The organism is Xanthobacter autotrophicus ATCC 700552, from assembly GCF_043194565.1.
Lineage (GTDB): Bacteria > Pseudomonadota > Alphaproteobacteria > Rhizobiales > Xanthobacteraceae > Xanthobacter > Xanthobacter autotrophicus_F.
In genome coordinates this window covers 1-12,232 of sequence record NZ_JBAFVS010000045.1, presented here as the reverse complement: position 1 = coordinate 12,232, position 12,232 = coordinate 1, and the positions used below count along the sequence as shown (strand labels likewise).

12 protein-coding genes are annotated in these 12,232 nt (G+C 67.2%); all 12 read right to left on the bottom strand.

The window, feature by feature from the left end; all coding sequences use genetic code 11:
- Positions 1-29: 29 nt before the first annotated feature.
- The 12 genes from sucC to V5F48_RS24380 all read right to left on the bottom strand — a co-directional run bounded on the left by sucC (position 30) and on the right by V5F48_RS24380 (position 11,656).
- Positions 30-1,232 carry an ADP-forming succinate--CoA ligase subunit beta gene (sucC, locus tag V5F48_RS24435; RefSeq protein WP_394109257.1) on the bottom strand — a complete coding sequence of 401 codons (1,203 nt, stop codon included), beginning with the start codon at positions 1,230-1,232 and terminating at the stop codon, positions 30-32.
- Positions 1,233-1,467: 235 nt separating this feature from the next.
- Positions 1,468-2,433, bottom strand: coding sequence for a malate dehydrogenase (gene mdh, locus V5F48_RS24430; RefSeq protein WP_394109256.1), 966 nt, complete (start codon positions 2,431-2,433; stop codon positions 1,468-1,470).
- 224 nt (positions 2,434-2,657) lie between these two features.
- Positions 2,658-3,428 (bottom strand): DUF1003 domain-containing protein, encoded by a 771-nt coding sequence (locus V5F48_RS24425; RefSeq protein WP_394260563.1) that lies wholly within the window; start codon positions 3,426-3,428, stop codon positions 2,658-2,660.
- Positions 3,429-4,178: 750 nt separating this feature from the next.
- Positions 4,179-4,520 (bottom strand): nitrogenase stabilizing/protective protein NifW, encoded by a 342-nt coding sequence (nifW, locus tag V5F48_RS24420; protein WP_394260562.1) that lies wholly within the window; start codon positions 4,518-4,520, stop codon positions 4,179-4,181.
- Positions 4,521-4,562: 42 nt separating this feature from the next.
- Positions 4,563-5,342: a serine O-acetyltransferase gene (gene cysE / locus V5F48_RS24415; protein WP_394109253.1), complete on the bottom strand. Its 780-nt coding sequence runs from the start codon at positions 5,340-5,342 to the stop codon at positions 4,563-4,565.
- Positions 5,343-5,345: 3 nt separating this feature from the next.
- Positions 5,346-6,593: a homocitrate synthase gene (gene nifV, locus V5F48_RS24410; RefSeq protein WP_394260561.1), complete on the bottom strand. Its 1,248-nt coding sequence runs from the start codon at positions 6,591-6,593 to the stop codon at positions 5,346-5,348.
- A gap of 75 nt (positions 6,594-6,668) precedes the next feature.
- On the bottom strand, positions 6,669-6,989 hold the full coding sequence (locus V5F48_RS24405) for a HesB/IscA family protein (RefSeq protein ID WP_394109251.1): 321 nt from the start codon (positions 6,987-6,989) through the stop codon (positions 6,669-6,671).
- A 351-nt stretch (positions 6,990-7,340) separates the two neighbouring features.
- Complete coding sequence (gene modD / locus V5F48_RS24400; protein ID WP_394260560.1) at positions 7,341-8,183, bottom strand: ModD protein; 843 nt, start codon at positions 8,181-8,183, stop codon at positions 7,341-7,343.
- A gap of 114 nt (positions 8,184-8,297) precedes the next feature.
- Positions 8,298-9,089 carry an ankyrin repeat domain-containing protein gene (locus V5F48_RS24395; RefSeq protein WP_394260559.1) on the bottom strand — a complete coding sequence of 264 codons (792 nt, stop codon included), beginning with the start codon at positions 9,087-9,089 and terminating at the stop codon, positions 8,298-8,300.
- 20 nt (positions 9,090-9,109) lie between these two features.
- Entirely contained in the window at positions 9,110-10,780 is a 1,671-nt protein-coding gene (locus V5F48_RS24390) for a SagB/ThcOx family dehydrogenase (protein WP_394260558.1), read from the bottom strand.
- A gap of 3 nt (positions 10,781-10,783) precedes the next feature.
- The gene (locus V5F48_RS24385) at positions 10,784-11,215 is read right to left on the bottom strand and encodes an ArsC/Spx/MgsR family protein (protein ID WP_394260557.1); all 432 of its coding nucleotides are present in this window, start codon (positions 11,213-11,215) and stop codon (positions 10,784-10,786) included.
- Between the two features lie 6 nt (positions 11,216-11,221).
- A complete protein-coding gene (locus V5F48_RS24380) occupies positions 11,222-11,656 on the bottom strand; it encodes a response regulator transcription factor (protein WP_394109246.1) in 435 nt (144 codons plus the stop codon).
- Between the last annotated feature and the right edge of the window lie 576 nt (positions 11,657-12,232).

Sequence of the window (12,232 nt, the reverse complement as noted above, 5' to 3'; positions counted from 1 at the left end):
ACGGGTATTGGCGTCAATAAGCACGGACATCACGCAGCTTCCTTCTTCACGGCCGCGACGATCTTCTGCGCCGCGTCATCGAGATCGTCCGCCGGGATCACGTTCAGACCCGACTCGCGGATGATCGTCTTGCCTTCTTCCACATTGGTGCCTTCGAGGCGCACCACGAGGGGCACCTGGAGACCCACCGCCTTCACCGCCGCCAGCACGCCGCGCGCGATCACGTCGCACTGCATGATGCCGCCGAAGATGTTGACGAGGATGCCCTTCACATTGGGATCCGCGGTGATGATCTTGAACGCCGCCGTCACCTTCTCCTCGTTGGCGCCGCCGCCCACGTCGAGGAAGTTCGCCGGGCTTTCGCCGTAGAGCTGGATGATGTCGAGGGTCGCCATGGCGAGGCCCGCGCCGTTCACCATGCAGCCGATGGTACCGTCGAGCGCGATATAGGCGAGGTCGTACTTGGAGGCCTCGATTTCCTTCGCGTCCTCTTCCGTCAGGTCGCGCAGCTCGGTGAGCTCCGGATGGCGGAACATGGCGTTGGAATCGAAGGTGACCTTGGCGTCGAGCACGCGCAGCTGGGCATCCTTGGTGATGATCAGCGGGTTGATCTCGAGCATCGCCATGTCGGTATCGACGAAGGCGGTGTAGAGCACCTCGGCGAGCTTGCCCGCCTGCTTGGCCAGATCACCGGTCAGGCCGAGGGCCTTGGCGATCTTGCGGCCGTGGTAACCCTGCACGCCGGTAACCGGATCCACCGAGAAGGTGATGATCTTTTCCGGGTGGGAGTGGGCCACTTCCTCGATGTCCATGCCGCCTTCGGTGGACACCACGAAGGCCACGTGGGAGGTGGCGCGATCCACCAGGAGAGAGATGTAGAACTCCTTCTCGATGTCGGAGCCGTCTTCCAGATACAGGCGGTTCACCTGCTTGCCGGCCGGGCCGGTCTGGATGGTGACGAGGGTGTTGCCCAGCATCTGGGAGACGAAGGTCTTCACCTCGTCGATGGACTTGGCCAGGCGCACGCCGCCCTTGTCGCCGGCTTCCGGCTCCTTGAACTTGCCCTTGCCGCGCCCGCCGGCGTGGATCTGGGACTTCACCACCCAGAGCGGACCGCCGAGTTCCTTGGCCGCCGCCTCGGCGTCTTCCACCTTCAGCACGGGTACGCCGCGCGAGACCGGCGCACCGTACTTCTTCAGCAGCGCCTTGGCCTGGTACTCGTGAATATTCATCTCTGCGTCCCTCAGGGTTGCGAAACGCCCCTCCCCCGCCCCGGACGGACCGCGCCTCGCAAAATGCGGGGCCAGATGGTCCGCGCCGCTTCCACCGCAGATGGAACCCTGAACCGCGACAGCCCTCAGGCCGCCGCGCGGGTCCCCGGAAGGGGAGCATTCGTCTCCTTCACCTCGCCGGTCGTTCCGCCGGCACGAAAACGGCGCACCTTACAGCGCGCCGTCACTGTCGAGATCACTTCCCGAGACCGGGTGCGATCTTCAGGCAGGCCTCCACCAGTCCTTCGACGGCGGCGACCGATCTGTCGAACATGGCGCGCTCGGATCGGTCGAGCTCGACCTCCACGATACGCTCCACACCACGCGCGCCGATGACAGCCGGCACGCCCACATAGATGTCCTTGAGCCCGTATTCCCCATTCAGCCGCGTGGCGACGGGCAGAACGCGCTTCTTGTCCCTCAGGTAGCTTTCCGCCATGGCGATGGCCGAAGCCGCCGGCGCATAGAAGGCCGAGCCGGTCTTGAGCAGGTTGACGATCTCCGCCCCGCCGTCGCGGGTGCGCTGGACGATGGCGGCGATGCGCTCCTCGCTGGTCCAGCCCATGCGGATGAGATCCGGCACCGGGATGCCGCCCACCGTGGAATAGCGCACCAGAGGCACCATGGTGTCGCCGTGCCCGCCCATGACGAAGGCGGTGACGTCTTCCACCGAGACGTCGAATTCCTCGGCGAGGAAATAGCGCAGGCGCGCCGAATCGAGCACGCCCGCCATGCCCACCACCTTCTCCGGCGGCAGGCCGCTGGAGCGCTGGAGCGCCCATACCATGGCATCCAGCGGATTGGTGATGCAGATGACGAAAGCGTCAGGGGCGTACTTGCGGATGCCGGCGCCCACCTGCTCCATCACCTTGAGGTTGATGGCAAGGAGGTCATCGCGGCTCATGCCGGGCTTGCGCGCCACCCCGGCGGTGACGATCACCACGTCGGCGCCGGCGATGGCGTCGTAGCTCGACGCGCCGGCATAGGCGGCGTCGAAGCCTTCCACGGGGGTGAGTTCGGCAAGGTCGAGGGCCTTGCCCTCCGGCACGCCTTCCGCAACGTCGAACAGGACGATGTCGCCCAATGCCTTCATCCCGGCAAGAAGGGCGAGCGTGCCGCCGATCTGGCCGGCCCCGATGAGGGCGATCTTGTTGCGGGCCATCCCTTGTCCCCGGAAACCGATCTGCTGGCGGGCGCATGAGACGAGCCGCCGCAGGAAACGAGCGGCGCTTGACTACTCCCATCCGCCCCGGGGTTCAAGCCTGCCGCACTGCACAAATAGTGGGAGATGATGGGCATTTGCCGCAGGAATCGCCCTTTTTCTTGCGTTCTGGCGCTGATTTCGCACCATGCGGAAAACGATCCCACGCTGCGGGTATCGCTGCTCTACCGCTTGCGCGCGGTCATCGCCTCCAGCAGGTCGATTTGTACCTCCTGAATCTGGGCTAGGCGCTCCCATTGCTGGGTCAGCAGGTGATCGACTTTCTCGTGCAGGTGGCGAATCTCCAGCTCGGCCTTGAGATTGATCTTGAAATCGTTCTCCGCCCGCAGCCGGTCCCGCACTTCGAGACGCTTCTGGCTCATCATGATGACCGGCGCCTGGATCGCCGCAAGGCAGGAGAGCACCAGGTTGAGCAGGATGAAGGGATAGGGATCGAACTGGCCGCGCCCCGCCGCGACAAGATTGAATGCGATCCAGATGACCAGAATGGCAGCGAAGACGCCGATGAACCCCCAGCTGCCGCCGAAGCGGGCGAGCCCATCCGCCATGCGGTCACCGAAGGTACGCCGGCTCTCGAACGAGCGTTCCACGTCCTCGGCCAGGGTCTCCTGCGCGGCGAGGCTCTCCACCACCTCCAGTTCGAGGTTGCTCAGTTCGCCGCGCTCCCGCTCGAGCAGTCGTGGGATGAAGCCGGCGCGCAGCGCGGTGAGGTCGTCTTGGCACAGGAGGCTCGCGGCGGTCAGTTCCGGATGGCGTTCGTGCGCGAACTCCGAAAGCGGCGGACTGAGCAGATCAAAGGGAAGAAGCTGGCCCCGCGGAAAAAGCCGGCCGCAGATGGCACACGGGATCCGCCGTGAAGTTCGCCCGTGTCCGACCCTGGAGGCCCCGCCAACATCGGCGCCTGACCCAGCCGACCCAATATCTTCGTCCGACATCGCCATCGCCTCCCGCGTGCCTCCCACGCCAGCCCCGGCAGGGGCCGGCTCCGGCACCCGAGGATGAGAAGGGCATATGCCGCCAAGGTGCAATAAGGAGCAAGACGAAGCGCGCGGGTGACGAACTGCAGGAACCGGCATTGGACGAGCGGCCCGGTTGCTGGAATGCAGGGTCTCGAAGCAACCAGCCCGGCGCAGGCAACATCTCCATGGGCCGGCCCAACGGACTGACAGGAGTAACGGCCTCTGTAGCGAAAAAGGCGGCCCGCGCCGCCCTTTCCGTAAAAAATCTGCCCTCTCCCCGCATGCGGCCGAGCGACCGGCCGGATGAAAAACATAAAAAATGCTTGAAATTCAACAAACAATGGGCGGGGAGAGGGCAGCCGACCGGGGACCGAAGCCTCCGGCGGGAGTGGTCAGGCCGCGGACGGAGGCCACCGAAACGGTAACCTCAGGGGGCGCCGCGACGTGAGGGGCAGACCATTTCGCGGCGAACACCGGCTCGCCGGAAATGCGCTAGGTTATTGAGTTTACGCGTTTTCTTTACGCGAACCGGTATCCACTTCGCTCGAAAACGCTCTAGAGCGTTTTCCGTTCACACCGGCTCACGGCAATCGCTCTAGAATATTGTTTTGTCGCGTTTTCTTTACACGAACCGGTATCCACTTCGCTCGAAAACGCTCTAACTCGAATTGCGAGGGCGCTTCACCGAGCACATGGACCCATTTGCCCGGATCGCGCCCTGAAGCCTCAGCTTCCCGTTTTCAGGGAGGTCAGGGGCACGAAGGCAGGCTTCGGACCCGGCTCGGGCGGGCGGGCCGGATCATGCTCTTTCAGTACCTTGAACACGCGCTCGGCCATCGGATTCGACTTGATGAAGTCTTCATAGGCCTGCGCCAGCATGGATTGGGAAGCGGAGAAGATCTCCTCCTCGCTCATGCCCTCGAACTCCGCGGAGACGAGATACTGGCCCATGCGCCGCAGAATATGGAGGCGCAGCACCTGCAACACTTCCGGCTGATATTCCACCTGTAGCAGATCGAAGAACTCTTCCGCGCTGTGCAGGGACTTCAGCTTGTCGACAACCGACATCGCGACCTCCTTTTCGTCATTCTGACCGAACGCTGCCAGCCGTCACGCCGCTTCGTCCGCCGTGGCGCCGCGGGCACGCGGGCGTTCGCTCTGCAGGTGCGCCAGGCGCGCCTCCAGGAACTCGATCCGGTCGAGCAGCGAGACGATGGCCTCGCCCACCGGATCCGGCATCAGATGGTGCTCCAGGTCGATGCGGCCGTCGCCCACGCGGCGACGATCGGCCATGGGCTTCACCACCCGACCGGGAATGCCCACCACCGTCATGGCCGGGGGCACGTCCTCGATCACCACCGAATTGGCGCCGATGCGGCAGCCCGCGCCCACCGTGATGGGGCCGAGGATCTTGGCGCCCGCGCCCACCAGCACCCCGTCCCGCAGGGTGGGATGGCGCTTGCCGGAGGTCCAGGAGGTGCCGCCCAGGGTGACCCCGTGATAGAGCGTCACGTCGTTACCCACCTCGGCGGTCTCGCCGATGACCACGCATGCGCCGTGATCGATGAAGAAGCGCCGGCCGATGGTGGCCCCGGGATGGATGTCCACGTTGGTCAGGAAGCGACCGAGCCAGGACAGGAAGCGGGCCGGGAACTTGATGCCCCGCCGCCACAGGCGGCTCGCCAGCCGGTGCCAGATCACGGCATGCACGCCGGGATAGGTGAGCACGATTTCCAACGTGTTGCGGGCTGCCGGATCGCGCGACTTCACGCAGTCCACGTCCTCGCGGAGAAGGCGCCACACCGAGAGCGCGGACGCCTGCTCAGCCTCCGCCGCGGCGGAAGCGAGCGGAACGTCGGTTCCCTGCCATTTCGGGCTTCCCATGATCATGGGTCAGGCTCCCATCACTGCGGCGTGGCGGCGCTTGAGCGCCTCTTCGGTGAAGCTGTCCTCGTAGAAGCGCCGGAGCACGTCGGGGGAGACCGAATTCTTGGAGCGGATGGCGAAGTCGCGCACCCGGGCGAGGATGGCGCGCCCGCGCGCCTCGTCCACCGCCAGCCCCTGGTCCGACAGGGCCTTGAGGATGGCGGCCAGGCCCGAATGCTTGCCCAGCACCACCTGGTGCGCCCGGCCCAGCAATTCGGGGCTCAGCGCCTCATAGGTGCCGCGGTCCTTCAGCAGGCCGGAAACGTGGATGCCGGATTCGTGGGTGAAGATGTCCTCGCCGACGATGGCCTTGGTGCGGGGCATGGGACGGCCGGCCGCCTCCATCACCTTCTGCGCCAGCGGCCGCAGCGCCTGCGGGTCGATCCCGGTTTCCGACCGGGAGGTCTGGCGCAGGGCGATGGCCACTTCCTCCAGCGCCGCATTGCCCGCCCGTTCGCCGATGCCCGCCACCGTCACGCTGGCATGGCGCGCCCCGCCGGTGACGGCGGCAAGCGTGTTGGCCGTGGCGAGGCCGAGGTCGTCATGGGCGTGGAACTCGATCTCGAGGTCCGTCGCATTGGCGACGCGCCGCACCAGCGCGTAAGTGGAGAAGGGATCGAGCACCCCCAGCGTGTCGGCAAGGCGCAGGCGGAAGGCGCCCGCATCCTTCGCCGCTTCGGCCACCCGGCACAGGAAGTCCGGATCGGCGCGGGAGGCATCCTCGCAGCCCACGGCGGCGGTGAAGCCGAGCTTCGTCGCCAGCGTCACCACATGGCGCACCGCCCCCAGCGCCCAGTCACGGTCGCGGTTGAGCTTGCCCTTCAGCTGGCGGTCGGAGGTGGGGATGGAGAGATTGACGTAATTCACGCCGGAGGAGACCGCGGCGAAGAGATCTTCCTCGCTCATGCGGCACCAGGCGGCGACGCGCAGCGGCAGCTTGAGGGAGACGATGGAGCGCAGCGTCTCGATTTCCTCGTCGCCCATGGCCGGGGTACCGGCCTCGATCTCGGGCACGCCGGCCGCGGCCAGCTGCTCGGCGATCTCGATCTTCTCCCGGCGGGTGAAAGCAACGCCGGGTGCCTGTTCGCCGTCCCTGAGCGTGGTGTCGTTCAGGAAAACCGAGCGGGCCGGCACCGTCCCTGCGGCAGCGCCGCTGGCATCCACGGATGCCCGGCTGGAGCGCGCCAATATGGCCGATGGTGACTTCGCGAGCATGGGTCCCTTCCGATCTCACTCCCGCCGCGTCGGCGGGGGATGAATGAACTCCACCGGGCTGGGCCCGGACCCTCGTCAGTTCCGCAAGCCGCCGCCTGCCATCATCATCAGAGCCGCCGGATCGTCCTCGAACACGAAGCCACGCGCCGTGTCCGAATCCACGAAATCAATGACAATGCCGCGCGCGACCGAGCGGGATGCCCCATCGATGAACACCTTGAGACCACCCTGCTCGAGAATGAGGTCGCCGTCGCGCGCCCTGCTATCAAGATGCATCAGGTAGTTCACGCCGTTGCCGGAGCCGGCCTTCGCGACCACACGCAAGCCATCGGCCTGCGCGGAGCTTGCCAGGGCTGCCTTGATTGCCGACAGAGCATTGGTCGTGAGCGTGATCATCAGTCCGTCCACCTGCGCCTGAGCGCCCCCTGCCAAAGTTACTGGCAAGGCTTGTGCCACCTGTTCAAGCCATTGAAAACAGATGGAAAAGACGGCGATGAGAGGATGTCGCGAATACGACAGCCCGATGCCTTGTGTGGGGTTCGACAGGTTCGTGACAGAGAAGGCCCACGGTTTCGGCGGGGAAACCTCCGTAGAACTACGTAGTCATTGTCCTGATACTCGGCGCTTTGTCTTGTTCGGTTCCCCGAACAACCGCATTCACCCGGATAAGGGCACCGCCGCCGCACCGGAAAATCAGTTTCCAGCGTGTGAACGGGGCGGACACGAGTGGGCCGACACGAGTGCGCCTCAGGCCGGCGAGATCACCACCTTCACGTCGGCGGGCTTGGCCCAATAGGGGGCGGAGGTCACCAGCACATGGGCGCCCGCGGCGGCGTAGGCGGCGGCGTTGGCGAGGTTCACCCCGCCGGCCGCCGCGACCTTGGTTTCCGGTGCCCGGGCCGCCACCCGGCGGGCCACCTCGGCGATGTGGTCGGGGGTCATCTTCTCGCACTGGAGCACGTCCGGGTGGGCCGCCAGCACCCGGTCCACTTCGTCCAGCGTCTTCACCTCCACCACCACCTTCTTCTCCGGGGCGGCCCGACGCAGCGCGGCGATGCCGGCGGCCGGATCGGCCAGGAAGGCCTGGTGCTCGGGAAACAGCAGCAGCGTTTCCGACAATCCGAGCCGATGGGGAAAGGCGCCGCCGGCGCGGATGGCGGCGATCATCTGCGCCTTGGCGCCGGGCAGGGTCTTGCGGGTGGTCACCACCGCGATGTCGGGCGCCACGGCGCGGGCCGCAGCCACGATGTCGGCGGTGAGCGTGGCGATGCCGGAGAGATATTCCACCAGCGTCTGCGCCACCTTCCAGGCCCGGAAGATGGGGCCTGCCGTGCCCTGCGCCATCAGGATGGTCTCGCCCGCGGGTGCCCGCGCTCCGGAGGCGGCGAGGACATCGGCCTCGGCCCCCGCGGTGACGAACAGATCCCGCGCCAGTTCGACGCCGCACAAGGTGGCGTCCGCGCGCATGGCCATGGTCAGGCGCGCCTTGCGTCCAGTGAGGGCGAGGGATTCAGTGGTGAGATCGCCATAGGGCGCATCCTCGGCGAGGAGGGCATCCACGCTCGCCTGCGTCCACCACTTGTAGGTCATGCGCCGCCCCCGCCTATGCCGGATCCGATACAGCTGGCAGGCTTATCGCGGCCGGGCGGAACGGTCTACGGGACAAAGACGCGCTTGCCGGGAAACACCGCTTCACCGCCGCCCTCACGCCGGCGCCGCCTCGCGCCTTGCGGCGGAGCGCAGCAGCTTCAGGCATTCGATATTGGCCGCGAGATCCAGCGCGCAGAAGCCGTCCTGCGTCTCCAGACGGGGGTCGGCGCCACGGGCGAGCAGCTTTTCCACCGCCTCGACCTTGCCGGCGGAGGCGGCATACATCAGCGAGCTGGCGCCGGTGTCGTTGAGGCTGTCGATGGTGATGCCCGCATCCACCAGAGCATCGATGATGTGCGGATGATTGCCGACGCAGGCGAGCCACAGGGCGGTGTTGCCATCGCCATTGCGGGCGTCCAGCACCGCACCGGCGGCAACGAGGCCCCCCACCATGTCGGCCAGCCCTTCCTGGGCCGCCTTCATCAGCGGGGTCATGCCATTTTCCGCCGTCGCGTTCACCCCATCGGCGGGAAAGCCGAGGCTGACGAGCCAGCTGGCGAGGGCCGCGTCGAGCGGCGCCGTTGGTGCGCCCGCGCTTTCGAGAGCCCGCCACGCCTCATAGCCGCCATCGACGCTGAAGACAGCCGCGAAGCCGAAGTCCGACAGGGTCTGCGCATATTCCTGGCTGGCATTGCCGTGGTAACAATAGATCACCACCGGCTGCACCTTCGGCGTGGCGCCGATGATGTCCGAGAGGGCGGAGAAGGTGATGTGCCGCGCCCCCGCCACATGGCCGGCGGCGTAGGTATTGGCGTCCCGCACGTCGAGCAGCAGGGCCTTGCCTTCGCCGACGATGGACGCGGCTTCCTCGACGCCGATGCGGCGGAAGGGATTGCGCTCTCTCATGGCGTCCTCCTGAACGTCCCTCAGGCCGAGCGGCCGGGATAGGCCGGCTCGGTGGTGATGCGGGTGTCGATGGCGGGGCGCCCCACCGTGAAATGGTAGAGCGACTGGAACGCAAGGCTTTCAAGGCCCACGAGCCGGTGCAGGTCGTCGTCGAAGAAGCAGCCGATGCCGGTGCCCCGGAACCCGGCGGCTTCCGCTTCCAGATAGAGCACCTGGCCGACCAGCCCGGCTTCCCAATGCAATTGGCGATAGCGCCACGGGTCGGCGCTCACGGTGGCTTCGAACTCGCTGAGCATGGCGAGGGCGAAGCTGCTGTCGCTGGCGATGGCCTGGTGGCAGCTGATGGTGCGGGCGATGCCGCGGCAGTCGGTCTCCACCAGCCGATACAGCGGCAGGTGCTCGGGACACCCCTCCGGCTTCACCCACTGGAAATCGGAGCGCAGCGCCGCCTTCAGGGCGTCGGTGACCTCCTCGCGCCGCGGCAGCGCATAAAGGCCGGGGGCCAGGCCCTCCACCCGGTGCACGAACAGCAGCGGATGGATGCGCGGGGTGAAGCCCCAGGCATCGAAAGGCGCCGCCGCGCCCGGCATCAGCGCCTCCAGCATGCCGAAGAAGACCTCCTGCGGCATGGCACCGGTCTTCGCCTCGAAGCGCTGCGCGCTGCGGCGCCCGAGGATCACCGCGGACGCCGTCGCCGTGCGCGCCACCGCCCGCGGCGGCAGCGCCGGGACCACGGCCGGCGCCGGGTCGCAATCGCCCGAACCGCCGTGGGTGGCGGCGCTCACCGCATCGATCACCGGCCAGCGATAAAGCTTGTGCCGGTCCAGCACGTTGGCCTGGCCCACCCAGCCCCGCGTCTCCGGCAGAGGCGGCGGGACCGCCACGGCCGGTCCCGGCGTGATCTGGATGAGGATGTCGGGATCCTCCCGCTCGGCCCCGGCAAAATCCGCGTCGCGGTCGAAGCCACCCAGGCGCGCGATGTCCGCGCTGCTGACGCCCTCCACCATGCGCGCGCTCCAGCCGAGGCAGGCGGCGGCATAGCGCACGCCGGCAAGGGCGTGGCCAAGATCAAGCTGGCAATAGCGGAACGCCCGCTCGCCGTATTTCCACGCCTCCCGCCAATGAACCGAGGAGAGCACGAGATGAAGCCGCGCCGGACCCGCCGCGGATCGCGCGAAGCTGCGCTCCATCACGAAGCCCGAGGCGCTGGCAAAGGAGACCGAGGTCGAAGTCCGCGCGGTGAAGCGCTGCTCCAGCACATGGTCGCGGCTCACATAATGGTGCAGCCCGTCGGGCACGCCGGCGACGTTGGACGCCAGCACATAGGCCTCGGTGGGGTGCAGGTTGCCGCTGGACGGATTGCAGCGCACGGCCCAGCGATCCGGCCCGTACTGCTTCCAGCCGGCCAGGCCGAAGGACAATTCCAGCAGCAGCGCGACCCCGGCCAGATCCAGCGGCGCCGGCGGCACCGCGCCGGGCGTGATCATCGCGTCATAGGTGACCGCGAGAGCCTCCGCCGCCAGTGGCAGGGCCAGGCGCGGGCAGCCCTCGAACTCCCGGAACGGGTTGGGCTGGGCATCCCAGTCCAGGGTTTCCGGCCCCGCCGCGTAGGCCTTGAGGCTGTGCTTCGTGCGCGCATGGTAGGCGAGTGCCGTCTCGGCCGGACGGGCAACGGGCGGGGCAGCATTCATGAGTCAGGACGCCTTGCGTTCGGCCGGGTCCGGACACGGCGCGTGCGGGCTGGAGCAGCCCTCGAGCGGCCGCGCCCCCGGATCGGACGGCCCCAGCAGGGACAGGACCGGTTCGCGGTCGAAGCCGGCGCAGCGCCCGCTGTCCGCCTCCACCAGCGGCCGGCGGATGAGCAGCGGCTCGGCCAGCATCAGCGCGATGGCCGCATCCGCATCGAGCGCGGCGGGGTCCACCGCGCCGGATTTCACCTTTGGCGCCGCCGGGTTGAACCAGGCGGCGACCGGGGTGTCACCAAAGAAGCCGCGCAGGCGCTCGGCCGTCCACGCCTCGGTCAGGAGGCTGCGGACCACCAGGGTGTGGCCGGCATTGGAGAGGGCGAGCTTCTGCCGGGCATTGGTTCCGCAGCCCGGCTTCTCGTAGAAGGTGACGGTGGCCACGCGTGGCTATTTCATCACGGTGAGCTGGACCAGCGGGGCGGCCCCGCCCCGGCCGAGCACGGTATCCACCTTCTTGCGCACGGCTTCCAGCGTCAGCGGCTTCACCACCGCGCCGTGGGCGCCGGCCTTCAGCCCCCCCACCGCAACGGCCTCGCTGGCCTTGTCGGTGACGATGAGGATGCGGACATCCGGAAACTTCGCCTTCAGCTCGGCGATGAGCCCGTCGCCGCGCGTCTGGAGCAGGGAGACGCCGAGCAGGATCACATGCGGCACCAGCCAGCCGGTGCCCTTCTCATAGGCTTCCTCCGGAGTGGCGAGCTCGTGGGTCTCGATCTCGTCGTGCAGCATGAATTGAAGTGCCGCGCGCGTGATCTCGTCCTCGTCGATCACGAAGACGCGCCGCTGGTCCACTGCCTTGGAAGTCTCAACGCCGATCTGCATCTTAACCCTCGCTCGTCTTCCCCTGGCCGGGGCTTTCACCCGTTCGCTCGCCGGCATGCGAACATGCGGGCCGGGCGCGCTATCAACGCGTCAAGCAAGTTCCGTTCCTCACGCTTGGGACCCGCCCGCCGGCCCAACCTGCCGCCGCCGCGCGCAGCCCTGTTCACCCTGTGTTTCAACGCCCGCGCACGCGCAACGCGTTCGCCCACACGCGAGCGCGGGCGCCCGCCCGCGTGTGCATGTCCGCATGCGCGCGAATGCTTTCAGACACGCCCGCGTCGACATGCACCCCAGTTGTTTTAATCCCGACACAGCAAAAGGGGGCTGTCATGTTCGGCACAGCATGGCGCGCCGGTCCCGGCGCCTGTATTTTGATGTAAATCAAAGATTTGAGGGGCGAAAGTGCGAGTGGCACGCTGGTTGCTCTTTCCTTGGCGCAACAGCGAGTGAGGGCTGAGTGCACGCCTAGGCCGACTGCCAGCGTCGCGCTCCTTCCCACAACCCGCGGGGCGTTTCCGACCGATATTACTGACGAGAGAAACGGCCTCGCGCCACGCGCGCGGTGGTCTTCCGTAT